Source organism: uncultured Roseibium sp. (genome assembly GCF_947496995.1).
Taxonomy (GTDB): domain Bacteria; phylum Pseudomonadota; class Alphaproteobacteria; order Rhizobiales; family Stappiaceae; genus Roseibium.
In genome coordinates, this window is sequence record NZ_CANMFD010000001.1 from 379522 (window position 1) to 404214 (window position 24693).

Here is a 24693-nt window from a genome sequence, read left to right on the forward strand (position 1 = left end):
AAAAGAAAGTGCGACGTAGATGCCCAGTAAGAAGTCTCCGAATCCTATTGATATCCATGTTGGCAGCCGTGTCCGGCTCCGCCGCATGATGCTTGGCATGAGCCAGGAAAAGCTGGGCGAAGCCCTTGGCATTACCTTTCAGCAGATTCAGAAATATGAAAAAGGCACCAACCGGATCGGTGCCAGCCGCTTGCAGCATATCGCGACTGTATTGAAGGTGCCGGTCGCGTTCTTCTTCGAAGATGCTCCGGGGACCCCGGATGAAGCTGAAGGCTTCGGGGAAACGCAGCCCACCTCTTATGTCGTGGACTTTCTGTCGTCTTCCGAGGGCCTTTCGCTCAACAAGGCATTCGTACGGATTGAAGATCCGAAAGTCCGTCGGCGGATCGTTGATCTCGTCCGTTCTCTTGCCGGCGATGAGTGACAAAAATTCATCTCGCGCTTGACGTGGCGAAAAACTTCTAAGATTGATGCTTCTGGAAGCGGCGATGTCATTCGCCGCTTCCTTCATATTCATTCCCAGAAGGACGATCGCCAATGGCACGTCAGAATTACCTCTTTACCTCCGAATCCGTGTCCGAAGGACACCCGGACAAGGTCTGTGACCGAATTTCAGATGCGGTCGTGGATGCCTATCTCCGGGAAATGCCGGAAGCCCGCGTGGCCTGCGAAACGCTCGCGACGACCAACCGTATCGTTATTGCGGGTGAAACCCGCGGTCCGGCGACCATCACCAACGAATACATCGCTCATCTGGCGCGCATGGCCGTCAGGGACATCGGTTACGAGCAGGACGGTTTCCATTGGGAAAACTGTGACGTTGCCGTCCACCTGCACGCTCAGTCCGCACACATTGCCCAGGGCGTCGACGCCGGTGGCAATAAGGACGAGGGCGCGGGCGACCAGGGCATCATGTTCGGCTATGCCTGCCGCGAGACCGAAGAACTGATGCCGGCTCCGATCCTGTATTCCCACAGGATCCTCCATCTGCTTGCCGAAGCCCGCAAGTCCGGCAAGGAGCCTGTGCTCGGCCCGGACGCGAAAAGCCAGGTCACCGTCCGCTATGAAGACGGCAAGCCTGTCGGCGCAACCTCCATTGTGCTGTCGACCCAGCATCTGGACCCGGCGCTGTCATCGCAGGATATCAAGTCGATCGTCGAGCCTTACATTCGTACCGCGCTTCCCGACGGCTGGATCTCCGCTGAAACCGTCTGGCACGTGAACCCGACCGGCGCCTTCGTCATTGGTGGCCCGGACGGCGACGCCGGCCTGACCGGCCGCAAGATCATCGTCGACACCTATGGCGGTGCCGCACCCCATGGCGGCGGTGCTTTCTCGGGCAAGGATCCGACCAAGGTCGACCGCTCGGCTGCCTACGCTGCCCGCTATCTTGCCAAGAACGTCGTGGCCGCGGATCTCGCGGACCGCTGCACCATCCAGCTTTCCTACGCGATCGGTGTCTCCGACCCGCTGTCCGTCTATGTCGATCTGCATGGAACGGGCCGGTGCGACGAAGCCCGGCTGGAAACCGCGCTTCGCGATGTCATGGGCCTGAGCCCGCGCGGCATCCGTCAGCATCTCCAGCTGAACAAGCCGATCTACGAGCGTACGGCGGCCTATGGCCACTTCGGCCGTGAGCCGGATGCGGACGGCGGATTTTCCTGGGAAAAGACCGATCTGGTCGACCAGCTCCGCCCGCTTGCCGGATAACGTCGCGAAAGCGTACTGAAAGAATAGGATCGCCGGCAGTCGCCGGCGATCCGCTGTTTGAAGTTGTTACAAGATGGCTGACCGCTACGAAGGTTCCTTTTTCGGCCGCCGCATAGGCAAGCCGCTGACACCGCGCCGTGAGGCGATGATGAAAAGGGAACTGCCGCGCCTGGGGCTGAACCTCGAAAGCCCCCCTCCTGCCGATCTGCGCTATCTGTTTGAAGCGAATGTCCGGGACATCTGCCTTGAGGTCGGTTTCGGCGGCGGCGAGCATCTGCTGCACAGGGCAAGAACCAATCCCCGGACAGGGTTCATCGGCGTCGAGCCTTTTGTCGGCAGCATGGCCAAGGCCCTGGCGGCAATCGTCGAGGAAGGACTGAAAAACGTCCGCCTCTTTGATGACGATGCGGTCAATCTGCTCGACTGGCTGCCGGAGGCTTCCGTCGATCTGGCTTATCAGCTTTATCCCGATCCCTGGCCTAAAGTGCGCCACTGGAAGCGCCGTTTCATCAATCAGCAGAATCTGTCCCGCTATGCCCGGGTGGTAAAACCGGGATGCGAATTCCGTTTCGCCAGTGACATCGACACCTATATCGACTGGACCCTGCGCCATTGCCGCGATCATCCGGCATTCGAATGGACGGCCGAAACGGCTGCCGACTGGAAGACGCCCTGGGCGGGGTGGCCGGGCACGCGATATGAAGCCAAGGCGATCCGCGAGGGACGTATTGGCCGCTATCTTACGTTCCTGCGGGTTTAGCGCCTGTCGCCTTCAAGTGGCTTCCCGGGTTCGGGAGGACACCCGAGGCAGCGTTTGCATCGCAAATGCGTTCGGTCGATTTCCTGAATTCAATTCAACGCGACATGCTCTGGCGGTCAGCTTTTGCGTCTGAATAGACTTCTTTCCGGGATTCCTGCCTGCGGCTCTTGCCTTTTTGCGTCCTTTGGCGTTATACAGCCCGTGTTTCACCTCAACGGCTTTTCTGGGCATTTGAGAGTGGGCCCGCCGGGGACCCGCTCTTTTTCGCTTACTTAAACCGGAAACTGAAGAATTCGAGCAGGATTGCCCTATGTAAACTGACAGTCAGGCATCTGATGCTCTGGGCCGGAAGCGGCTGTAAACGGGAGCCAAGTGTGAGCGCACACGAACCAAGAATTGTGACGGAACAGGGTGTCGACGCCCGTGTTGCCGCGATAGTGGAGCCGGTCATCGAAGACCTGGGCTACCGCTTGGTGCGCACCAGGATCAGCGCGGCCAATGGCTGCACGCTGCAGATCATGGCCGAGCGGCCTGACGGCACGATGACTGTTGAAGATTGCGAAACAGTCAGCCGTGCGGTGTCACCCGCCCTCGACGTCGAAGACCCGATCAACCGGGCATATCATCTTGAAGTTTCCTCTCCCGGTATTGACCGGCCCCTGGTGCGCTCCGGCGATTTCGAGCGCTGGGCCGGCCATGAGCTGAAGGTCGAGATGGCTGTCATGCTCGATGGCCGCAAACGGTTCCGGGGCACCCTGCTCGGCGTGGAAAGCGGCGCTGCGAAGATCCGCATTCCCGATAGCGCCAAGGGCGAGGAAGACACGGTGGCCTTGCCGCTCGAAAATATCGGCGAAGCCAAGCTCGTGCTCACCGACGATTTGATTACCGCGGCTCTTCAGGCGGAAAAGGCGGCTCTGGCCGCCCGCGAACCGCAAGAAGAGCTGACTCAGGACAACACGCCCAACTAAGCACACGGCTTGGCGGCAGGAAGATAAAGCGCCCGGTACGGACCCGACACTAAAAAGGCGCAAGAGGAGTGGAATATGGCAATCAGCGCGAACCGGCTGGAACTGCTGCAAATCGCTGACGCGGTCGCACGGGAAAAATCGATCGACCGGATGATCGTCATCAACGCGATGGAAGATGCGATCCAGAAGGCGGCCCGCTCCCGGTACGGCACGGAAACGGAAGTCCGCGCCGAGATCAATCCGAAAACCGGTGAGATCCGTCTGCAGCGTCTTTTGCAGGTTGTCGAAACCGTCGAGAACGTCTCGACCGATATTTCGCTGGCCGATGCCCTGGCGCGCAACCCGGAAGCAAGCCTCGGTGATTTCATCGCCGAACCCTTGCCGCCGCTCGACTTCGGCCGCATTGCCGCGCAGTCCGCGAAACAGGTCATCGTGCAGAAAGTGCGCGAAGCCGAGCGCGACCGGCAGTACGAGGAATTCAAGGATCGCGTCGGCGAAGTCATCAACGGCGTCGTTAAGCGTGCGGAATACGGCAACGTCATCGTCGATCTCGGCCGTGGCGAAGGTATTGTCCGCCGCGACGAACTGATCCCGCGGGAAGTATTCCGCACCGGCGACCGGATCCGCGCTTTCATCTATGATGTCCGCCGCGAGCAGCGCGGCCCGCAGATCTTCCTGTCGCGGACCCATCCGCAGTTCATGGCCAAGCTGTTTGCCCAGGAAGTGCCGGAAATCTATGACGGCGTCATCGAGATCAAGTCGGTCGCCCGTGACCCGGGATCGCGCGCCAAGATTGCCGTGATCTCCAAGGACAGCTCCATCGACCCGGTCGGTGCCTGCGTCGGTATGCGCGGCAGTCGTGTTCAGGCCGTCGTCGGCGAATTGCAGGGCGAAAAAATCGACATCATCCCGTGGAACGAGGAAGCGGCAACCTTCATCGTCAACGCGCTGCAGCCGGCGGAAGTCGCCAAGGTTGTTCTGGATGAGGATGCCGAACGTATTGAAGTCGTCGTGCCGGATGACCAATTATCTCTTGCGATCGGACGTCGCGGACAGAACGTGCGTCTCGCTTCCCAACTGACCGGCTGGGCCATCGACATCATGACGGAGCAGGAGGAATCCGACCGCCGTCAGAAGGAATTCCAGGAACGCTCGCAGTTGTTCATGGAAGCCTTGAACGTCGATGAGATGGTCGGCCAGCTTCTGGCGACCGAAGGTTTCTCCTCTGTTGAGGAAGTCGCCTATGTGGAGCCTGAAGAAATCTCGATGATCGAGGGCTTCGACGACGACACGGCCGTCGAGATCCAGGCCCGCGCCCGCGACTTCCTTGGCGAACTCGAAGCCAAGCAGGACGAGGAGCGCATCTCGCTTGGCGTTTCCGATGAACTCCGGTCGATTGACGGCCTGACCACCGCGATGCTGGTTGCTCTCGGTAAGGAAGGCGTCAAGAACATGGAAGATCTGGCCGGCTGTGCCGCGGACGATCTCATTGGCTGGGTCGAGCGCAAGGACGGTGAGACGAAGCGCTTCGAGGGCGCATTGTCCGAATTCGACGTTTCGCGCGCCGATGCCGAGAACATGGTGATGTCGGCACGCCTTGCGGCAGGCTGGGTCACCGAAGAGGAACTGGCAGCACAGGCAGCCGAGGCGGAAGACGACGAGGAAGTCGGCGTCGAGCCCGTCGAGGCTGCCCAGGAAGAAGTGCCGGGTGGCGCGATCCTGAATGGCTGACGGCACGGGGCGAAAGCCCCGGCCGGAGCCTCCCGTGGCTGCATGAGTGCACGGCGGGAGCTCTGACAAATTAAGATTGATCAGCTTTTCTGCTTTCAAGTGCAGTTGGCTGAGAGCAGGTTGATCCGGGGGAGTGGCCGCGTGCCCAGGAAGAACGAACCAACCGAACGGCAATGTGCCGTCACCCGGGAGGTTCTGCCCGTGAGTTCGCTGATCCGGTTCGTCCTCGACCCCGAGGGAGAGGTTGTTCCGGACCTGAAGCGGGTTCTGCCCGGACGCGGTGTCTGGGTCACGGCGTCAAGCGATGTTGTTGCTGTCGCCGAAAAGGACCGGAAGAAAGTTTTCGGCAGGGGCTTCAAGGGTGAAGCCCGTGTCGAGCCCGGACTGGCGGATCGTGTCGATGCGCTCATGGAACGGTCTGCGTTGCAGGCGCTCTCCATGACGCGCAAGGCCGGCGGGCTGGTTACCGGGTACGCAAAGGTTGACGCGGCGCTGCGGCGTGACCCGGTCATCGGGTTGTTGCATGCCTCGGACGCCGCTGACGATGGGGTACGAAAGCTTGCGGCGGTGGCCGCGGGCAGAGAAGAACCGGCAAACGGATGCGAAATCGTTCGTTTGTTCGATTCGGCTCAATTGGATTTGGCATTGGGCCGGTCTAATGTGATACATGCTGCACTGCTTGCGGGGCAGGCTGGCGAAAATTTCCTGGCACGAGTGCGTGACTTGGAGAGATTTCGCAGCTATTCCAACGCAGACGGCACTAATAGCAACGCTGAAAAGGCAGTTGCGCAGGACTGAAGGCAATATGAGCGATACGAAAACTCCAGGCGACAAGACTATCAGCGTTGAGCGTGGCAAGACGCTTGGCCTCAAGCGCGGCGGTGGCGATCAGGGAACTGTTCGGCAATCGTTCTCGCATGGCCGGACGAAAGCCGTCGTCGTGGAAAAGAAAAAGCGCCGTCTCGTAGTTCCGGGGCAGGAGCCCAAGTCGGAAGCGCCGGCAACGGCGACCCAGCGTCTTGATACGCCGTCCGAAGCGCCGCGCAAGCCGCAGCAGCCAGATTCGCAGGCCGCCAAGCAGGCCCGCCAGTCCGCCTCCGGCCAGCGTCAGAAAGGCAACGGCAACGTCCTGCGAACCTTGACCAAGGAAGAAGCGGCGGCCCGTTCGGCTGCGCTTGAAATGGCCAAGGTACGTGAGGTCGAGGAAAGCAAGCGCCGTCAGGAAGACGAAGCGCGCCGGGCTGCCGAAGCCGCACAGCGCAAGATTGAAGATGAAGCCCGCGCCAAGGCGGAAGCGGAAGAACGCGCAAAGTTCGAAGCGGAAAACGCCCATCTTGCCGAAGCCAAGGCCGAGGAAGCTGCGGCTGCACCGGAACCGGACGCTTCTGCCGAAGCTGCACAGCCTGCCGGCGCCCGTCAGCCGGCCCATGCCGATGGTGGCCGTCCGCGCAACCTGAACGAGATGGGCCGTCGCAAGGCGCCTGCCGAAGATCGTTCGGCACCCGCTGCGCGTCAGCCGGGTGGTCCGGTCGCTGAAGAAGACGATCGCGGCAAAAAAGATGTGCGCGCGGTCAAGCGCCCGAAACAGGCTCCGGCTCCCGCGGCACGTCCGCGTGGTGGAGACGATCGCCGTCGCTCGAAACTGACCATTTCCGCCGCCACCGGTGGTGACGACGGTCAGCGTGCACGCTCGCTCGCATCCATGCGCCGCCGTCAGGAAAAAGCCAAGCGCGGCCAGCAACAGGTGGTGCGCGAGAAGATTTCCCGTGAAGTCGTGCTGCCTGAGGCAATCACCATCCAGGAGCTGGCCAACCGTATGGCCGAGCGTGCTGTCGATGTGATCAAGCTGCTGATGAAGCAGGGCCAGATGCTCAAGATGAACGATGTCATCGACGCCGATACGGCCGAGTTGATCGCCCAGGAAATGGGCCACACGGTCAAACGCGTTTCCGAGTCGGATGTTGAAGAAGGTCTGTTCACGCAGGAAGACGATGAGTCCTCCAAGCAGGCACGTCCGCCTGTCGTGACGATCATGGGTCATGTCGATCACGGCAAGACGTCCCTGCTCGATGCGCTGCGCAAGTCCAAGGTGGTCACCGGCGAAGCCGGCGGCATCACCCAGCATATCGGCGCCTATCAGGTTGACCAGGACGGCCAGAAGATCACCTTCATCGATACGCCGGGTCACGCAGCGTTCTCGCAGATGCGTGCTCGCGGTGCCAAGTCGACCGATATCGTGATCCTGGTCGTTGCAGCCGATGACGGTGTCATGCCGCAGACCAAGGAAGCGATTGCGCATGCCAAGGCCTCGGGTGCTCCGATCATTGTCGCCATCAACAAGATGGACAAGCCGGAAGCCGATCCCAACCGGGTACGCACCGAGCTCCTGAGCGACGAACTTGTCGTGGAATCCATGGGCGGTGATGTCATCGACGTGGAAGTGTCCGCGAAAACCGGTCAGGGCCTCGACAAGCTTCTGGAAATGATCCTGTTGCAGGCGGAAGTTCTCGAACTTCAGGCCAATCCGGACCGCACCGCGGAAGGCATCGTCATCGAGGCGCAGCTGGATCGCGGACGGGGCCCGGTGGCAACCGTTCTGGTTCAGAAAGGTACGCTCAAGCCGGGCGATATCGTGGTTGCAGGGGCCGAATGGGGCCGTGTCCGCGCCATGCTCGACGAGAACGGCAAGCAGGTCAAGGAAGCAGGCCCGGCCAAACCGGTCGCGGTTCTGGGCTTCCAGGGCACGCCTGAAGCCGGTGACATGGTCGCGGTCGTCGAAAACGAAGCCCGCGCCCGTGAGATCACCGACTACCGTCAGCGTCAGGTCCGCGAAAAAGCGTCCGTGGTCGCCTCCGGTGCCCGTGGTTCGCTCGAGCAGATGATGAACAGGCTGCAGGAGACCGGCAAGAAGGAATTCCCGCTGGTTCTCAAGGCCGACGTGCAGGGTTCCGCCGAGGCGATCGTCCATGCGCTCAACGAGTTGGGCACCGACGAGGTCGGAGCACGTATCCTGCTCTCCGGTGTGGGTGGTATCACCGAAAGCGACATCACCCTGGCGGCGGCTTCCAAGGCGCCGATCATCGGCTTCAACGTGCGTGCGAACAAGCAGGCCCGCGAAGCAGCGTCCCGTGACGGTATCGAAATCCGCTACTACAACGTGATTTACGATCTCGTCGACGACATCAAGGCGGCGATGTCCGGTCTGTTGTCGCCGGAACGCCGCGAAACCTTCCTCGGCAATGCGGAGATCAAGGAAGTCTTCCACATCTCGAAGGTCGGCAAGGTCGCCGGGTGTCTGGTTACCGAAGGCGTCGTGGAACGTGGTGCGAATGTCCGCCTCATCCGCGACGACGTGGTCATCCACGAAGGCGAGCTGGGAACGCTCAAGCGCTTCAAGGACGAGGTCAAGTCTGTCGAATCCGGTCAGGAATGCGGCATGAACTTCGTCAAGTATCAGGACATGCGTCCGGGCGATATCATCGAGTGTTTCCGCGTCGAGCAGATCGCCAGAACGCTTTGATCGTGAGTTAGGATCACACCGATCCAAAATCAGATATGAGGGCGCGCGAAAGCGCGCTCTTTTTACAATTGGACCGCGCCAATGGCGCGGCATAAGCGCCGGATTGCCGATGGATGCGCAGATTGATACTGCGCATGTCCGCAATGACGGCGGTCAGGACAACTACAATGGCAAGACATCACGGACAAGACAGCCGTGGCCCGTCCCAGCGCCAGTTGCGTGTCGGCGAAACCGTGCGCAAGGAGCTGTCGGACATTCTGACCCGCGGTGAATTCTCCGATCCGGATCTGGAAGGGGTCATCGTCACCATCCCCGAGGTCCGCATGACGCCGGATCTGCGCCTGGCGACCTGCCTCGTCATGCCGCTCGGCGGGAAGAATGCCGACAAGGTGGAAAAGGCCCTCAACCGCAGCGCCAAGTTCCTGCGCGGCCAGGTGTCCCGGCGGCTGACCATGAAATACATGCCCGATCTGCGCTTCGTCCTCGACACGCGCTTCGATGATGACGACCGCATCGACACGCTGCTGCATTCGCCTGACGTTGCGAAGGATCTTGGCAAGGACGAAGACGAATAGGACTGGCCGGTCTCGGCCACATTCTCTTTGTCGTCCCTGCGATGGCAGGGAACCGGTAAACACCGACGACTGGCTCGAATACCGGATGACCGGCGCGCGCCGGGGACACCGGATACCGGTCTCTCGCCCGCTTGAACCGGAATGACAAGGAGAGGACATTTTTCTCTCCAGGGGCCACAGAATTCTCAAACGGAGCCGATATGGCACGGCAACAACAAGTCAAAAGAAAAAAGAATGCCATCAACGGCTGGCTTGTGCTCGACAAGCCTTTCGGCATCACCTCCAACGAAGCTCTCGGCAAGCTGAAGCGGATCTTTTCGCCGCAGAAGGTTGGCCATGCCGGAACGCTCGACCCGCGCGCGTCCGGTCTGCTGCCCGTGGCCTTTGGAGAGGCAACCAAGACGGTGCCTTTCGTCATGGACGGCCGCAAGGTTTACCGCTTTGAGGTGACCTGGGGCGTTGAAACCGATACCGATGATACCGAAGGCAAGGAAGTGGCTCGCTCCGATCTGCGCCCGGAACCCGACGCGATCAACGCCGTGCTTGGCGAATTTGTCGGGACCATCCAGCAGGTGCCACCGAAGTTCTCGGCCATCAAGGTGGCCGGAGAGCGGGCCTATGACCTGGCGCGCGGCGGCGAAGACGTGAAGCTTGCAGCCCGTCCCATCGATGTTCATCGCCTGGATCTCGTGGAATGTCCCGATATCGATCGCGCCGTGTTCGAAGCGGAATGCGGCAAGGGCACCTATGTGCGCGCGCTTGCGCGCGATCTCGGCCGCCGGCTTGGCACTTGCGGCCATGTCACCGAGCTCCGCCGTCTGCTCGTCGGCCCGTTCGGGGAGGGGGATCTGGTCGCACTGGACGAGATCCTCGAAGCTGCCGAAGAGCTGGAGGAAGGCGAGAGCGTCGAGGCGCTTGTCTCCGAGTTCGTGCTGCCGGTGCGCGAGGCGATGGACGACCTGATCGAACTTCCGGTTTCCGGCGACGACGCGGCCAAGATCCGCAAGGGCATGGCGGTGCTTCTGCGCGGCCGCGACGCCCCGCTCAACACGGACATCGCCTTCGCCAGCCACGCCAATGTTCCGGTGGCGATCGGTTCGATCGAAAAAGGCCGTTTCCAGCCGACGCGGGTGTTCAACCTGTAAACGGCATTCGAACTGCCCAGGCGTCTGGGGGCCGGTTGAATGGAAGCCAATTCACCGATATTGACCCTCCAGGCGGGAATGGTAGTCTCCGGGCACAATTCGGAGCAGTCCTGATGGAGAGCCGCAAAGTCATCGAGCTTATTGCCGGAAAGCTCAGGTCGGAAAAACACGTGCAGGCGCTCTGTTTGAGTGGAAGCTACGGCGCCGGTTTGGAAGACGGGTTCAGCGACATCGATTTCCTGGTCGTTCTGGACGACGGTGCATTCGACACTTTCACGCAAACCTGGCGCACAACTCTGTCGACCGTCGGTGAAATTGTTCTTTGGAGAGAGTTCAAAAGGACAGATCTCCTTGTCAATGCAGTTATGGCGGACTGGCTCAGGATCGATCTGCTAGGCGTCAACGCTGACCGGATCAGGATTGGCCGCGCTCGGAACGGTCTTGAGGTTCTCTTTGACCATACGGGGCTTGTGGAAGCGCTGCCTGAAGTCCTGGAGGATACCGGCCCCGATCCAAAACAGATGCAATACCAGTTTGAGGAGTTCATTCGCATTCTCGGACTGATGCCTCTCGCCATGGGGCGGCGGGAATATTTCAATGCGATTACAGGAGTGTTCCACCTTCGAAATCTGCTCGTCAGTCTTCTCATCGAGGAGACGCGAGCGCCTCACTGGGGCGGAGCGCTGCACCTCAACAGGTTGATCACGGACGAGCAGAAAGAGCTCCTGGGCTCTTTGCCAGCCCTTGTTCCGGGCCGGGAGGCCGCAATTGAAGCGCACCTTGCCTACGCGGCAGCCTATCTTCCGCGGGCACGTAAATTGGCGGACCGTTACGCAATTCCGTGGCCGGAAAGATTTGAACAGGTGACTTTGGGCAACCTGAATTCGAAGCTCGGACTCGACGTTTCGCATCTGCTCCACTGAGAATGCCGGTCGAAGCTTTCAAGTCGGCTTGATCTGCGGCCCGTCGAATGGAACCGTGTGAAAGATACCACTAGCTTTTCCCGACGTTTTCCGCCATATATCGCCGCCATTGGGCATTTCAGCTCAATTCGTCCGTAAGAATCCTTTGCTGAACGACATCTCGGCTCTGGAAACTCGCGGATCAGGCCGGGTTCCGGCAGTTCAACGTGTCCGGTCAACGGACCACCACTCTTTGAAAGGAAAAGAGCGATGTCGATTACAACAGAGCGTAAAGCCGAGCTCATGAAGGAATTCGCCACCAAGGAAGGCGACACCGGGTCTCCTGAAGTACAGGTAGCCATTCTTACCGAGCGCATCAACAATCTGACCGAACACTTCAAGGATCATGGCAAGGACAATCACTCCCGCCGCGGTCTCCTGAAGATGGTTGCGCAGCGCCGGTCCCTTCTGGACTACGCGCGTGGCAAGAGCGAAGAGCGTTACAAGACACTCATCGAGCGTCTCGGCATTCGCCGCTAAACTCCCAAATGAAAGAACGCGGCGGGAAAAACGCCGCGTTTTTTTGCATCGGGCACTCCTCCCGGATCGCTTTACGCAAGGAAGCCGGTCTGCTGGACGTGAACGCCCCATGCGCCGAACTGCGAGCAGAACCGTCCATGTCGCCGATCCCTTGCGGATCTACCGACCGGGTTTTGCTCTTGAGCGTTTCCATTTACCGGCAAACGCTCTATAGAAACCTCGTGACACGTCATGGGGCAGGATTACCGGCTTCTTTCCAGGTTCAAGTCAGAAAGCAGCCCGTTGTCTTGCCCGTGGCATGTCCGCCGGTAACCGGCCCATCCGGGGCCGACCGGGAATGTGTTTGTTCCGAATGTGTGCTGTACCGAACAGCGACGGAACGGGCAAATCTGTAAGGACAGATTATGTTTGATGTTCATCGTGTAGAAGTCGAGTGGGGCGGTCGTCCGCTCGTGCTCGAAACGGGCAAGGTTGCCCGCCAGGCCGATGGCGCCGTAATGGCGACCTACGGCGAAACCAAGGTTCTGGCGACAGTCGTTTCCGCCAAGCAGCCGAAGCCGGGTCAGGATTTCTTTCCGCTCACCGTGAACTACCAGGAAAAGGCATTTGCCGCCGGTAAGATCCCGGGTGGCTTCTTCAAGCGTGAAGGCCGCCCGTCCGAACATGAAACCCTGACATCGCGCCTGATCGACCGTCCGATCCGCCCGCTGTTCGCCAAGGGCTACAAGAACGACACCCAGATCGTCATCACCGTGCTCTCCCACGACCTTGAGAACGCACCGGACATGCTGGCGCTGGTCGCTTCTTCCGCGGCTCTCACGCTCTCCGGCGTTCCTTTCATGGGACCGATCGGCGGCGCGCGCGTCGGCTACATCGACGGCGAATATGTGCTGAACCCGCTGGTCGACGACATGCCGGAATCGGCTCTGGACCTGATTGTCGCCGGAACCGGCGATGCGGTTCTGATGGTGGAATCCGAAGCCAAGGAACTTGACGAAGACATCATGCTTGGTGCCGTCATGTTCGGTCACAAGGGCTTCCAGCAGGTTATCGACGCGATCATCAAGCTCGCTGAAACGGCTGCCAAGGAACCGCGCGATCTGGTTCTTCCGGATCACTCGGACCTGTTTGAAAAGATCAAGTCCATGGCAGCGGACGATCTGACCGCCGCCTACAAGATCACCTCCAAGACCGAGCGCAAGAACGCAGTCGATGCCGCAAAGGCAAAGGTTGTCGAGGCACTGATCACCAACGCTGCCGAAGGCGAAGCGGTGGAAGCCACCGTGCTCGGCGATCAGTTCAAGAAATTGGAAGCGGAAATCGTCCGTGGCGCCATCCTCGACACGGGCACCCGTATCGACGGACGCGATCTGTCTACCGTCCGCGCGATTTCCTCCGAGGTCGGCATTCTGCCCCGTGCGCACGGCTCCGCCCTGTTTACCCGTGGTGAAACCCAGGCACTGGCGGTCGCCACCCTCGGCACCGGCGAAGACGAGCAGTTCGTTGATCTTCTTGAAGGCACCATCAAGGCGCACTTCATGCTGCATTACAACTTCCCGCCCTATTCCGTCGGCGAGACCGGCCGCATGGGTTCCCCGGGACGCCGCGAGATCGGCCATGGCAAGCTGGCATGGCGCGCCATCAACCCGATGATGCCGCCGCACCACGACTTCCCCTACACCGTCCGCGTCGTGTCCGAAGTTACCGAATCCAACGGCTCGTCCTCCATGGCGACTGTTTGCGGAACCTCTCTGGCACTGATGGATGCGGGCGTTCCGCTGAAGGCACCGGTAGCCGGTATCGCCATGGGTCTGATCAAGGAAGGCGAGCGCTTTGCCGTTCTGTCCGACATTCTCGGCGACGAGGATCACCTTGGTGACATGGACTTCAAGGTAGCGGGAACCGAAAACGGCATCACCTCCCTGCAGATGGACATCAAGATCGACGGTATTACCGAAGAGATCATGAAGGTCGCTCTGGGTCAGGCGAAAGACGGCCGCGTTCACATTCTCAGAGAAATGTCGAACGAGATCACCGAAGCCCGTGCCGAGCTCGGTGAGCATGCACCGCGCATCGAAGTGATGAAGATCCCGGTCGACAAGATCCGTGAAGTCATCGGTTCCGGCGGCAAGGTCATCCGGGAAATCGTCGAGAAGACCGGCGCCAAGGTCAACATCGAAGACGATGGCACCGTCAAGATCGCGTCCTCCGACGGCAAGGCGATCAAGGCAGCGATCAACTGGATCAACTCCATTGCCGCTGAACCGGAAGTCGGTGTGATCTACGAAGGCACCGTTGTGAAATGCGTTGATTTCGGCGCATTCGTGAACTTCTTCGGTGCCAAGGACGGTCTGGTCCACATTTCCCAGCTTGCTCCCCACAAGGTCGCCAAGGTCACCGATGTGATCAAGGAAGGCGACAAGGTCTGGGTCAAGCTCATGGGCTTCGACGAGCGCGGCAAGGTCCGCCTGTCCATGAAGGTTGTCGATCAGGAAACCGGCAAGGAAATTCCGAAGGACGACGGCGAATAAGCCGCTTCATTCTGAAGCTGGAATCGAAACGGGGGCCTTCATGGCCCCCGTTTTTTTTGTTTTGACGCTTTTGAAAACACGCTCAGGTCGAACAGCTTTCCATCACTTGCAGGTGGTCGTGTTCAACCGGTTTTCACCGCGGCCTCGTTCCGACCGTTTATGCGGCCGAGATAGTCGCGGAAGTCCTCCGCCGACATCGGCCTGGCAATGCCGAAGCCTTGAATGAGGGTGCAGCCGAAGGATGAAACCAGGCTGCACTGCTCTTGTGTTTCAGCCCCTTCGCAGATGACCGAAATGCCGAGCGACCGCGCCATTGCGACCATCGCCTCGACGAGTGCCTGTCCATCCTTGTCCCGTTCAATGTCCTTGATGAAGGTCCGGTCGATCTTGAGTGTGTCGACCGGCAGGCGTTTCAGGTAGCTGAGCGAGGAATAGCCTGTACCGAAATCGTCGAGGGAGATTCTGACGCCCAGTGAGCTGATCGCCTCCAGGATGTCGACGGGATTGACGCGCTGGTCCTCGAACTTGATGCTTTCTGTGATTTCGAGCTGAAGGCGTGACGGCTCCGTTCCGGTTTCGGTGAGGATGGTCTGAAGCTGGCTGACGAACCCTGTTTCGCGGCATTGCCGCGGCGAAATATTGGCGCTGATGCTGTCGAGCTGCAGTCCGTTCCGGTTGCAGGACTGGAAGAAGGCGCAGGTTTCGCGCAACACCCATTCGCCCAGCGGAACGATCAGCCCGCTTTCCTCCGCGATCTTGATGAACTCGACAGGATGAACGTCCCCCAGTTCCGGGTCCGACCATCTGGCCAGTACCTCGCAGGAGACGATCCTGCCCTTAGGGAAATCCATGATGGGCTGGAAATTCAGATGCAGGTTTCCCTCTTCGATGGCCGCCCGCAAGGAGATCTCGATCTGGCCGGTGCGCGCGGTCTGCTCGTTCATACGGCTGGCGTAGAACCTGTAGCTGGCCCCGCTCTCCGATTTCGCCTGGTACATGCTGGTGTCCGCCTGCTGGAGCAGGGCTTCGTCCTCCAGGCCGTCGTTGGGCGACAGCGTGATCCCCAGGCTGCCGGACAGGACGACGCGGGTGTCATTTTCCAGCACGATCGGCTTTTCGACCTCGCTCAGGATATCGCGAACGGTCTGCTCGATCTGCCAGCGGTCTTCCGGGTCGGTCAAAAGGATCGCGAACTCGTCGCCGCCCATGCGGGCAACGGTTTGATCCGGGCCGAGAACTTCGGTCAAACGCGTTGCCACGGTCCTGATCACGTGGTCTCCGGCGTTCGCTCCGTAGGTCTCGTTGACGGTCTTGAACCGGTCGAGATCGAGGATCATCAGCGCCGTCAGCTCACCGAGCTGCTTGTTGCGCTGCAGGGTCTGTCGCAGGCGGTCTATCAGCAGACGGCGGTTCGGGAGACCGGTCAGGATATCGAAATTGGCATTCCTGGTTGCGAGTTGCTCCTGGCGTTTGCGTTCGCTGATATCGGTGATCGTGGCGTAATAGGCGGGTGCCCCGTTCCAGTCGGTGATGCGGACATGCTGCTCCAGCCAGACAGTCTGCCGGTCCTTGCGTATACCCTTGATCTCATGCGCTCTGGGCGTGTCGTTGTTTTCATTCGCAGTGTAATAGCTGCTCAGGCGGCCGTGTTCCTCCGGCGCGTAGATCGCCGGCGATGGTGCGCCGACGAGCTGCTCGGGAGAGCCAGGGTCGTAGCCGAGCATCTTCAGCAGGGCGTCGTTCACATAAAGAATGCGGTTGTCGGCATGCACCAGAACCCCGTGCAATGACCCGTCGATCATGTCCTTGAACTGGGCATCGCGGACGCGCATGGATTCAAAGGCTGCCTGGAACATCCGGGCCAGCTTGTTGAACTCGGAAATAAGCCCGGGCTTTGGCGGCGTGACCTGTTGCGACTGCCGCAGGCTCATCGCGTAGCTGACAAGACGCCCGAGCCCCGCACTGGTGATCCGGTTCACGAGCAGGGCGGCTCCGATCGCAAGGACTGCCGTATAGATCAGGAACGGCATGAACATCCGGGTGTAGGTTTCCTTGACCTTCTGCAGCGTGTCGATCGGCTGTTTGGTCACGGTTGAGAGCTGATGTCCGTCCATGCTTCTCATGAGCGGGGTATAGACATAGAGATTGTCGTCGCGCAGATGGTGACCCACCTCGTCGTTGTCGGTGATGAGACCGTCCGGCAGAACCTCGGTCGTCAGGTCGCCGATGCCTGCAATCAGGGTGTCCTTGTAATAAAAGGCCAGATCCTGCGCACGAAGCGTTTTCGCCAGTTCTCCCGGCAGGGTGAAGGAATCGGTGACGGTCGTTCCACCGAAGATCCTTGCAATCGCCTCGCCGGATTCCGGATCCAGAACCAGGATCGACAGGGCGGCGGTTACAATTTCCTGGTCCGACTCGTGATCCGTGTAGGTCACCCAGATATCGGGAGGCATGGCGGAGCGGATGGCGGGCGGTAACTGGTGGCTCAGGTCGATGAGGCCAAGGCTGCCGTTGATCCAGCTTTCCTCGTCCGGACGGTCGATCAGCAGGATGTCCAGAACCGCGCTGGTCATTCCCTCTGTCTCCCGCTCGATGACCTTCTTGGCGGTGGCCCTGTCATCCGCTTCAAGCGCATCACGTATTTCGGGACTGGCGGCGACCGCGCGGATATGACCTTCCAGCTTTTCCAGATGCTGCGTAAAAACCAGCCCGGAGAGCGTGGCCGTGGATCTGGCGCTGCGGGCGATTTCATGTTCGGCGATCGAAAGGCTGCCCAGATAGGTGATCCAGAACAGGGCAATCGCCGTTCCGATCAACCCGAAGGTGAACAGAGCCATGACAAGCCGGTTGAAGGGAATGGAAAAGCCTTCTTTCAACGCGGCGCTCCATGCGTTTCAGTGGGACCCGTCCCTGAAGAAACAGCGAGTGACACGTGCGGTGCCGCAGCCTTTCGAGAACACGCTTCTCCCGTTGAGGCCGAGAGTTGGTTGAGCCAGAGATTTCTCAAAAAAGGTTTTTTTGTATGCATTGCGTGCATTTTAAAGAGAGTAACATGAAATTTTGATTGAGAATTCCAAATATATGAATTGGCCGTCTGATTTTTCAGCATATGATTGTATAGTTTATGTGCAGTGTAGGATAAATAGAAATCAGCTGAGTGATATTGGTAATTCAACTGATATTATACATTAGAAAAATTCATGATTCTATCGATATATTTTACAATAAACGCACCTGACAAGTGTTGCTGTGGGCTTGCGATCAGGCGTTTTCCTCTCTTCGTGAACCTGATATACCCCCTTCGATAACTGAATGAGAGGAACGGGATGCGGCAGATTCGCTTGGTCGTCGTTGGAGCTGGGGGCAGGATGGGCCGCGCCTTGACGCGCGCTGCAACTGAAAACACGGGCACTGAAATCGTCGCGGCTGTCGAAAGGGAAGGTGCCGAGGTCCTTGGTCAGGATGTCGGAGACCTGGCCGGCGTCGGCGCGCTGGGGGTTCCTGTGACCGACGATCCCCTGACCGCCTTTGCAAAGGCTGACGGTGTTCTGGATTTCACGGCTCCTGCGGCAAGCCTGTGGTTTGCCGAGCTGGCGGCCCAGGCGCGTATCGTCCATGTGATCGGCACCACCGGCTGGGCCGAGGGCGAGGACGAGCCGCTGCATGCGGCGGCGCGTCATGCCAGGATCATCAAGTCCGGCAACATGAGCCTCGGGGTCAATCTACTTGCAAATCTCGTCCGCAAGGCTGCCGCCGCTCTCGATGCCGATTTCGACATCGAAGTTCTTGAAATGCATCACAAGCACAAGGTCGATGCGCCATCGGGAACTGCGCTGCTGCTCGGTCAGTCCGCTGCGGACGGAAGAGGCATCGACATGCAGACGCATTCCGTGCGCTCACGCGATGGCATCATGGACCCGCGCAAAACCGGCGACATCGGTTTTGCCACCCTGCGCGGTGGATCCGTGATCGGCGAGCATTCGGTGATATTTGCCGGTGAAGGCGAACGTATCGAACTGACCCACCGCGCGGAAGACCGGCAACTCTTCGCGCGCGGCGCCGTCAAGGCGGCCCTCTGGGGATTTGACCAGAAGCCGGGATTTTATTCGATGGCCGATGTACTCGGTCTTGAGAATTGAACTTGAAGAACTGTTGCAGCATTCTGCGTCGAGACCAACGCGGCAGGAATGCGCCAACACATTAGGACAATTACCTTTCTGCTTTCATCCGGAAATATGAAGGCAGGCAGATCTGGTTTAGGGAGATTGGCATGGATCGCCTTCTTGTGCTCGTCCGTCACGGACAAAGCGAATGGAATTTGAAGAACCTGTTCACCGGCTGGAAGGATCCCGGCCTGACGGAACAAGGTATCGCGGAAGCCCACAAGGCAGGTCAGGAGCTTCGGGATCTGAAGCTGACATTTGATCTGGCATTCACCTCCGTTCTGTCCCGCGCGCAGAAAACCCTGGATATCATCCTTGAGGAACTTGGCCAGACCGGTCTTGAAACCCTCAAGGATCAGGCCCTCAACGAGCGCGACTACGGTGACCTGACTGGCATGAACAAGGACGAGGCCCGCGAGCAGTTCGGTGAGGAACAGGTTCACATCTGGCGCCGCTCTTTTGACGTCCCGCCCCCCGGCGGAGAAAGCCTGAAGATGACCGCCGAACGCGTTCTGCCGTATTACAAGTCGGAAATCCTGCCGAAGGTACTTTCCGGAAAGCGCACGATCGTGGCCGCGCACGGCAATTCCCTGCGCGCACTCATCATGGAACTGGAAGATCTCAGCCCGGAAGAAATCCTGAAGCGGGAACTCGGCACCGGAACGCCGATCATCTACCGGCTCGACGAGAGCGGCAAAGTCCTGAGTGTTCAGGACCTGGCGGACTGAGCTACCTGAAAAGACATGCTGTCAGCGAAAAGAAAAAGGGGCGGTTTCGCCCCTTTGAGACCGATGACAAACCTTCATGACGTCTTTCCGGACAAGTGCAGCGTCGCTGCACGCTGATCCGGAAACCAGCATGTCAGCGCGAGCGCAAGCGAGCACTCAACCTGTCAAGCCTTTGAAATCATGAAGCAAGACGCGCCTGTGGCGCGAAATATGTCTGGATCCCGGATCTGGCCATGCAGCTATCGCTGCAGACCGTCCGGGATGAGGCGCTGAGAGTTTGTCAGCAGTCTGAAAGGGGCGGTTACGCCCCTTTCCTGGTGTCGTCAGACCTCGAAACCGCTCTGCGCGGCGGTCGTTTTCAGCGGCCATTCCGGGCGGGCACCAACGTGACTGATCACGCTTGCGGCGCATATGCAGCCCAGTTCTGCGGCGTCTGAGAGCTTGTATTCGCGGGCAAGACCAAACAGGAAACCGGCCGCAAACAGATCGCCCGCACCGGTCAGATCCACCACATTTTCCACCGACTGGGCGCTGACCTTCAGCGTCTCGTCTTTGGTGATGACCATTGCGCCTTCCGCGCCGAGCGTGAGCGCGGTCAGGGCGCCGGTGTCCTGGGCGCCGGAGATTGCCGAGCCGAGATCGGACGTTTCGTAGAGCGCCTTCAGCTCGTGCTCGTTGGCAAACAGAAGATCGACCACTCCGTCGGACAACAGTGACTGGAACTCGCTGCGGTACCGGTCGACACAGAAGGAATCCGACAGGGTGAGAGCCACCTTGCGTCCATGCGCATGCGCGACTTCGGCGGCCTTCAGGAAGGCTTTCTTGGCCTCTTCAGGATCCCATAGATAGCCTTCCATATAGGTGACGGCGGAAGCCGCGACCACCGTCTCGTCGACGTCGGACGGGGAGAACTCGGTGCAGGCGCCGAGATAGGTGTTCATCGTCCGCTCGCCATCCGGCGTGATCAGGATCATCGACCGTGCGGTCGGCTTGCTGTCGCGCAGGCGCGGCGTGTTGAAGTAGACGCCGGTGCCGTTCATGTCGTGCGAGTAGCTGTCACCCAGTTCGTCTTCGGCGACCTTGCCGAAATAGGCGGGTCTGCCGCCGAGCGACGCGATTCCGGCTGCCGTATTGCCGGCGCTGCCGCCCGACACGCGGACTGTCTGGCCCATCTTGTCGAACAGACGTACGGCTTCTTCCGTATCGATCAGCCGCATGGAACCCTTGATGAGGCTCTCCTGAAGCAGGAAGTCTTCCTCGACATGCGCAAAGACGTCGCAAATGGCATTGCCGATACACAAGGCGTCAAATCTGGTTTCGGTCATAAGGTCCTCTGGTGGTGCCGTCATGTGCGGCTTCAGGAATGGGGGTTGGGCCTCAGGGCGCGGTTGGCTTCCGGTTCCTTGATCTTGTCCCGGAAGGGGCTGGCACGGTAGACGCCGAGCATGTTCAGCTCCGCGCAGAAAAAGGCGAGTTCCTCAAGCGCCAACGCGACTGAAGGGTCCTCGGGGTGGCCTTCCACATCCGCGTAGAACATGGAGGCGAAGAACTGGCCCTCGAGCTGATAGGATTCCAGCTTCGTCATGTTGACACCGTTGGTGGCAAAGCCGCCGAGCGCCTTGTAGAGAGCGGCCGGTACGTTGCGGACCCGGAAGATGAACGTCGTGATGACCGGTTGGCCGTTATACGCCGCTTCCATCTTGTCACGCGAAAGGATGACGAAGCGCGTCGTGTTGTGGGCGGCGTCCTCGACATCGCGGCGCAGAATATCGAGCCCGTAGATCTCGGCTGCCATTTCAGGCGCGAGGGCGCCGACGCTCGGATCGTCGAGTTCCGCGATCTGGCGGGCGGACCCTGCCGTGTCGCCGCCGACAACGGCAGTGAGGCCGAACTCCCGAATGACATTGCGGCACTGGCCGAGCGCGTGAATGTGGCTTTGCACCTTCTTGAGACCTTCCAGCTTCGCGCCTCTGGGCGCCATGAGCTGGAAGCGGATCGGCATGAAATATTCGCCGATGATATGCAGGTCGGATTTTGGCAGCAGATGGTGGATGTCGGCGACGCGCCCGGCCACCGAGTTTTCGATCGGGATCATGGCAAGGTCGGCCGTGCCGTCCGCCATGGCCGAAAAGCAATCCTCGAATGTCGGACACGGAATGGCTTCATAGTCGGGATAGACACTCCGGCATGCCATATGCGAATTGGCACCGGTTTCTCCCTGGAAAACTATTTTTTTTCTGTCGTTCATGGTTCTTTCCGCCTCTGGGCAGGATGCCCTGACACTTTGAAGTTCTTCTGCGTTTCCGCCGCACGATGTCTGCGAAAGCGGGCTTTCTAGGAGGCCTGATACACCTCTCGGGCGCGCTCCAGATCCTCCGGGGTGTTCACATCCATGGGCGCGCTGTCGATGATCGATACGTCGATCCGCATGCCTGCCTCCAGCGCGCGCAGCTGCTCCAGCTTCTCGCGCTTCTCCAGCGGAGAGGGAGGCAGCTTGACGAAATCGGCCAGCGCGGCGCGGCGGTATGCGTAGATGCCGACATGCTGATAGAGAGGACCGTCTCCGCTTGGCGCGGTCGCGCGGGTAAAATAGAGCGCACGGTGATGACCGTGGCCATTCGGCGTCGTGACGGCCTTGACGAAACTCGGATCGTCCCGGAATCGCGGCTCCGTAATTTCCGTCATGATCGTGCCGATTGCCACGTCAGGGATGCTCAGGGGAGCGAAAGCCGCGCGAATCGCCTCCGGCGCAATCAGCGGCACGTCGCCCTGCACATTCAGGATGACATCATGCCGGCCGTCCGGATCCACAAGGTTGACCGCCTCCTGGATGCGGTCCGAGCCGGAGGGATGGTCGGCCCTGGTCATGATGGCTTTGCCGCCGTGATCGTGAACGGCCTCGGCGATATCCTTGTCGTCGCAAGCAACGGCAACCGGGCCGATATCCGCGTTCTGCGCCTGCTCAAGTACCCTGACGATCATGGGTTTTCCGCAAATATCGGCGAGTGGCTTGCGTGGAAGACGGGTTGCCGCGAGGCGGGCCGGAATGATGACGAGTGCAGCGCTCAAAACAGTCTCCATGGGGCCGGACGCTTCGGCGGGATTGTTAAAAATGCCTGCCGCGTCCGTTTGTCATATCAGATGTCCTTTTAAAGCTATGGACAGCAAGGTCAAAAAATTTGTAGGTTCCGGCAAATTTTAAAAAGCTGATAGGGTCCGCAGCCTCATGCTGCGGGCTCGGACGCGTATGAGCTTGGAGCCGGAGAGAATGGATTCCTTCACGCTGAACAAGGCCGCAGGTGCGGTTCTGATGGTTCTTATCCTGACTATGGGCGTCGGCATTGTCTCCGACATCATTTTCCATCCGACGATTCCGGGGAAACCCGGCTATGAGATCGTCGTTGCCTCTGCGGAAGATGCGACCTCGGAAGTGGAAGCGGTTCCGGAAGTCGTGCCGATTTCCGAACGCCTTGTGGAAGCTTCGGCTGAAGACGGTGCGAAAGTCGCAAAGAAATGCGCGGCCTGCCACGACTTCACGCAAGGCGGCGCCAACAAGGTCGGTCCGGCTCTGTGGGCGGTTGTCGGCCGCAAGCCTGCCAGCCACGAAGGCTTCAGCTATTCGTCCGCGATGGTCGCCTACGCTGAAGAGCATCCGGAATGGTCTTTCGAAGAACTCGATCATTTCCTGCTCGCCCCGAAAAAGCATGTCCCCGGAACGTCGATGGGATTTGCGGGTCTGCGTAAACCTGAAGATCGCGCGGATATGATCGCCTATCTCAATGAGCAGTCAGACTCACCCGTGCCGGTGCCATCCGAGTAGTTCTCAGCAACGAACACGTAGTTTCAATGAATATCGGAAAAGCCGGATTAGTCATCCGGCTTTTTTATTTAAATTGTAGGAAAAATTAACACATCTTCCGTTACGTAGTGTATTGTCAGGGCGGGTTGGGATTAGGCAAGAGCCGTATGGATTTTAATCTGGCACGAAATATATTTTTCAGTTCGAGTGGGGCATTTACCGCGTTCATCGTCGCGATTGTGTGTTTCCTCGCTGGAATCGCGGTCACCGCGCATGTCGGACAACTCGTGCGAAGCGAACTTGTCGCTCAGCACAAGAAAGATGCGGTCGCCGACCTGTCCGAAGCGCGCGCGCGCCTTGAGGGTGAGATCAGTCGGACCGTGGCCCATGGTTTCGGCATCCGGGCCTATGTGACCCAATTCGCCGATCAGCCGTTCGAGATGGAACACTATCGGGAGATCGCCAGCGATCTGATCGAGGAAAATTCCTCCATACGGTCCATCGGGCTTGCTCCCAACAATGTCCTGCGGGCCGTCTTCCCCCTCGGGCCCAACCAGTCGGCTATCGGCCTGAACTACCGGATGAACAGCGCGCAGTGGCCGGCGATACGCGATGCGATGATTAGCCGTGAAGTGGTGATCGCCGGTCCGCTTGAACTCGTTCAGGGAGGGCGTGCCCTGGTAATAAGGATCCCGGTGTTCCCGCCCGCTTTCCCCGGCCAGCCCGTGAGCGACCGCTCCTACTGGGGCGTTGCGACGCTGATTCTCGACGAAGCGGGCATGATGGCGGCCGCAGGCATGAAGGATGTCCTGAACGGTATCAACACCGCCGTGGTCAACAAGAATGCGGCCAGCACCGCAAACAGCGTCATATTCGGCAGCCCCTCCGTTCTGGAAGCCGACTTCGTCTCGCTTCCTCTTCACCTTCCCGGTGGCTTGAACTGGCAATTGCTGGGCTACCCGCAGGGTGGCTGGTTGAGTTACGGCGACGAAGTCTGGATGACCCAGCTGATCGGCAGCCTTATCTCCCTTGTTTTCGGCACCATGGCCTTTCTTCTGATCAACGAGGTCTACAAGGTGCGCTCGATGGCGCTGCACGATCCCCTGACAGGGCTGGCGAACCGGCGCCTCCTGGAAGAGCGCATGTACCAGCTTGCCACCATGTGCGAGCGCTCGGGATCCGGATTTGAGATCTTTTACGTGGATCTGGATGCCTTCAAACCGGTCAATGACAATTACGGCCATTCGGTCGGAGACCAGTTGCTGATCGAAATCGGCCAGCGGCTGCAGCATCAGACACGCCAGAGCGACACGGTCGCCCGCGTCGGCGGCGACGAGTTCATTGTCCTGACGCCCGGCAATATGCGTTTCCAGGAAAAGGATGCCTTCCTGAACCGTCTGTCGGAACGTGTCGAACAGGCCTTCACCTTCGCAAGCATCAAGATCGACGTCAAAGCCAGTATCGGCAGTGCGAGCTACCCAGGGGATGCTGCTTCGGTCGATGATCTGCTCAAGGTGGCCGACGGTCGCATGTATGCCCAAAAGGCGAAATCCAAGCAGAACAAGGAAGCCCCGTCCGAAAAGGGCGTGCCCCAGACAGGTTAAATTTCTGTCATTTAGCC

At 59.5% G+C, this 24693-nt stretch carries 20 protein-coding genes; 16 read left to right on the plus strand and 4 right to left on the minus strand.

Features of this window, described 5'->3' with window-relative positions; genetic code table 11:
- The first annotated feature begins 19 nt into the window (after positions 1-19).
- The 12 genes from Q1B40_RS01720 to pnp all read left to right on the plus strand — a co-directional run bounded on the left by Q1B40_RS01720 (position 20) and on the right by pnp (position 14382).
- Positions 20-424, plus strand: coding sequence for a helix-turn-helix transcriptional regulator (locus tag Q1B40_RS01720; RefSeq protein WP_068409002.1), 405 nt, complete (start codon positions 20-22; stop codon positions 422-424).
- Between the two features lie 113 nt (positions 425-537).
- The gene (gene metK, locus Q1B40_RS01725; protein ID WP_299809079.1) at positions 538-1710 is read left to right on the plus strand and encodes a methionine adenosyltransferase; all 1173 of its coding nucleotides are present in this window, start codon (positions 538-540) and stop codon (positions 1708-1710) included.
- Between the two features lie 73 nt (positions 1711-1783).
- Positions 1784-2470: a tRNA (guanosine(46)-N(7))-methyltransferase TrmB gene (locus Q1B40_RS01730; protein WP_299809084.1), complete on the plus strand. Its 687-nt coding sequence runs from the start codon at positions 1784-1786 to the stop codon at positions 2468-2470.
- A 374-nt stretch (positions 2471-2844) separates the two neighbouring features.
- Entirely contained in the window at positions 2845-3438 is a 594-nt protein-coding gene (gene rimP / locus Q1B40_RS01735) for a ribosome maturation factor RimP (protein ID WP_299809087.1), read from the plus strand.
- A gap of 75 nt (positions 3439-3513) precedes the next feature.
- Positions 3514-5169, plus strand: a complete 1656-nt coding sequence (gene nusA / locus Q1B40_RS01740) for a transcription termination factor NusA (RefSeq protein WP_299809090.1) — start codon at positions 3514-3516, stop codon at positions 5167-5169.
- Positions 5170-5310: 141 nt separating this feature from the next.
- On the plus strand, positions 5311-5967 hold the full coding sequence (locus Q1B40_RS01745) for an RNA-binding protein (RefSeq protein WP_299809093.1): 657 nt from the start codon (positions 5311-5313) through the stop codon (positions 5965-5967).
- A 7-nt stretch (positions 5968-5974) separates the two neighbouring features.
- A complete protein-coding gene (gene infB / locus Q1B40_RS01750) occupies positions 5975-8689 on the plus strand; it encodes a translation initiation factor IF-2 (protein ID WP_299809096.1) in 2715 nt (904 codons plus the stop codon).
- 167 nt (positions 8690-8856) lie between these two features.
- Entirely contained in the window at positions 8857-9264 is a 408-nt protein-coding gene (rbfA, locus tag Q1B40_RS01755) for a 30S ribosome-binding factor RbfA (protein WP_299809099.1), read from the plus strand.
- Between the two features lie 200 nt (positions 9265-9464).
- On the plus strand, positions 9465-10409 hold the full coding sequence (gene truB, locus Q1B40_RS01760) for a tRNA pseudouridine(55) synthase TruB (RefSeq protein ID WP_299809102.1): 945 nt from the start codon (positions 9465-9467) through the stop codon (positions 10407-10409).
- A gap of 35 nt (positions 10410-10444) precedes the next feature.
- Positions 10445-11332: a nucleotidyltransferase domain-containing protein gene (locus Q1B40_RS01765; RefSeq protein ID WP_299809105.1), complete on the plus strand. Its 888-nt coding sequence runs from the start codon at positions 10445-10447 to the stop codon at positions 11330-11332.
- A gap of 249 nt (positions 11333-11581) precedes the next feature.
- Complete coding sequence (gene rpsO, locus Q1B40_RS01770) at positions 11582-11851, plus strand: 30S ribosomal protein S15 (RefSeq protein WP_103220644.1); 270 nt, start codon at positions 11582-11584, stop codon at positions 11849-11851.
- Positions 11852-12255: 404 nt separating this feature from the next.
- Positions 12256-14382, plus strand: coding sequence for a polyribonucleotide nucleotidyltransferase (pnp, locus tag Q1B40_RS01775; RefSeq protein WP_299809114.1), 2127 nt, complete (start codon positions 12256-12258; stop codon positions 14380-14382).
- Positions 14383-14504: 122 nt separating this feature from the next.
- Here pnp and Q1B40_RS01780 read toward each other — a convergent pair whose 3' ends face one another.
- Positions 14505-17258: an EAL domain-containing protein gene (locus Q1B40_RS01780; protein WP_299809116.1), complete on the minus strand. Its 2754-nt coding sequence runs from the start codon at positions 17256-17258 to the stop codon at positions 14505-14507.
- 450 nt (positions 17259-17708) lie between these two features.
- Between Q1B40_RS01780 and dapB the strand changes: the two genes are divergently transcribed.
- Positions 17709-18521: a 4-hydroxy-tetrahydrodipicolinate reductase gene (dapB, locus tag Q1B40_RS01785; RefSeq protein ID WP_299809118.1), complete on the plus strand. Its 813-nt coding sequence runs from the start codon at positions 17709-17711 to the stop codon at positions 18519-18521.
- Positions 18522-18652: 131 nt separating this feature from the next.
- The gene (locus tag Q1B40_RS01790) at positions 18653-19273 is read left to right on the plus strand and encodes a 2,3-bisphosphoglycerate-dependent phosphoglycerate mutase (RefSeq protein WP_299809121.1); all 621 of its coding nucleotides are present in this window, start codon (positions 18653-18655) and stop codon (positions 19271-19273) included.
- A 323-nt stretch (positions 19274-19596) separates the two neighbouring features.
- Here the strand turns inward: Q1B40_RS01790 and Q1B40_RS01795 are convergent, their stop codons facing one another.
- From Q1B40_RS01795 to Q1B40_RS01805, 3 genes are all read right to left on the minus strand, one after another.
- A complete protein-coding gene (locus tag Q1B40_RS01795; RefSeq protein ID WP_299812487.1) occupies positions 19597-20598 on the minus strand; it encodes an adenosine kinase in 1002 nt (333 codons plus the stop codon).
- A gap of 32 nt (positions 20599-20630) precedes the next feature.
- Positions 20631-21521: a prephenate dehydratase gene (locus Q1B40_RS01800; protein WP_299809124.1), complete on the minus strand. Its 891-nt coding sequence runs from the start codon at positions 21519-21521 to the stop codon at positions 20631-20633.
- Positions 21522-21607: 86 nt separating this feature from the next.
- Positions 21608-22354: a 3-deoxy-manno-octulosonate cytidylyltransferase gene (locus Q1B40_RS01805; protein ID WP_299809127.1), complete on the minus strand. Its 747-nt coding sequence runs from the start codon at positions 22352-22354 to the stop codon at positions 21608-21610.
- Positions 22355-22541: 187 nt separating this feature from the next.
- On the opposite strand from Q1B40_RS01805, the gene Q1B40_RS01810 reads away from it, so the two are divergent.
- Both Q1B40_RS01810 and Q1B40_RS01815 read left to right on the plus strand, forming a co-directional pair.
- On the plus strand, positions 22542-23093 hold the full coding sequence (locus Q1B40_RS01810) for a cytochrome c family protein (protein WP_299809130.1): 552 nt from the start codon (positions 22542-22544) through the stop codon (positions 23091-23093).
- A gap of 266 nt (positions 23094-23359) precedes the next feature.
- Positions 23360-24676 carry a diguanylate cyclase gene (locus tag Q1B40_RS01815; protein ID WP_299809133.1) on the plus strand — a complete coding sequence of 439 codons (1317 nt, stop codon included), beginning with the start codon at positions 23360-23362 and terminating at the stop codon, positions 24674-24676.
- Positions 24677-24693 lie beyond the last annotated feature (17 nt).

Excerpts from the sequence above, each read along its gene's own strand:
- Q1B40_RS01720 (WP_068409002.1), top strand. The coding sequence starts at position 20 with ATGCCCAGTAAGAAGTCTCCGAATCCTATTGATATCCATGTTGGCAGC.
- metK (WP_299809079.1), top strand. The coding sequence starts at position 538 with ATGGCACGTCAGAATTACCTCTTTACCTCCGAATCCGTGTCCGAAGGA.
- Q1B40_RS01730 (WP_299809084.1), top strand. The coding sequence starts at position 1,784 with ATGGCTGACCGCTACGAAGGTTCCTTTTTCGGCCGCCGCATAGGCAAG.
- nusA (WP_299809090.1), top strand. The coding sequence starts at position 3,514 with ATGGCAATCAGCGCGAACCGGCTGGAACTGCTGCAAATCGCTGACGCG.
- infB (WP_299809096.1), top strand. The coding sequence starts at position 5,975 with ATGAGCGATACGAAAACTCCAGGCGACAAGACTATCAGCGTTGAGCGT.
- rbfA (WP_299809099.1), top strand. The coding sequence starts at position 8,857 with ATGGCAAGACATCACGGACAAGACAGCCGTGGCCCGTCCCAGCGCCAG.
- truB (WP_299809102.1), top strand. The coding sequence starts at position 9,465 with ATGGCACGGCAACAACAAGTCAAAAGAAAAAAGAATGCCATCAACGGC.
- rpsO (WP_103220644.1), top strand. The coding sequence starts at position 11,582 with ATGTCGATTACAACAGAGCGTAAAGCCGAGCTCATGAAGGAATTCGCC.
- pnp (WP_299809114.1), top strand. The coding sequence starts at position 12,256 with ATGTTTGATGTTCATCGTGTAGAAGTCGAGTGGGGCGGTCGTCCGCTC.
- dapB (WP_299809118.1), top strand. The coding sequence starts at position 17,709 with ATGCGGCAGATTCGCTTGGTCGTCGTTGGAGCTGGGGGCAGGATGGGC.
- Q1B40_RS01790 (WP_299809121.1), top strand. The coding sequence starts at position 18,653 with ATGGATCGCCTTCTTGTGCTCGTCCGTCACGGACAAAGCGAATGGAAT.
- Q1B40_RS01795 (WP_299812487.1), bottom strand. The coding sequence starts at position 20,598 with ATGACCGAAACCAGATTTGACGCCTTGTGTATCGGCAATGCCATTTGC.
- Q1B40_RS01800 (WP_299809124.1), bottom strand. The coding sequence starts at position 21,521 with ATGAACGACAGAAAAAAAATAGTTTTCCAGGGAGAAACCGGTGCCAAT.
- Q1B40_RS01805 (WP_299809127.1), bottom strand. The coding sequence starts at position 22,354 with ATGGAGACTGTTTTGAGCGCTGCACTCGTCATCATTCCGGCCCGCCTC.
- Q1B40_RS01810 (WP_299809130.1), top strand. The coding sequence starts at position 22,542 with ATGGATTCCTTCACGCTGAACAAGGCCGCAGGTGCGGTTCTGATGGTT.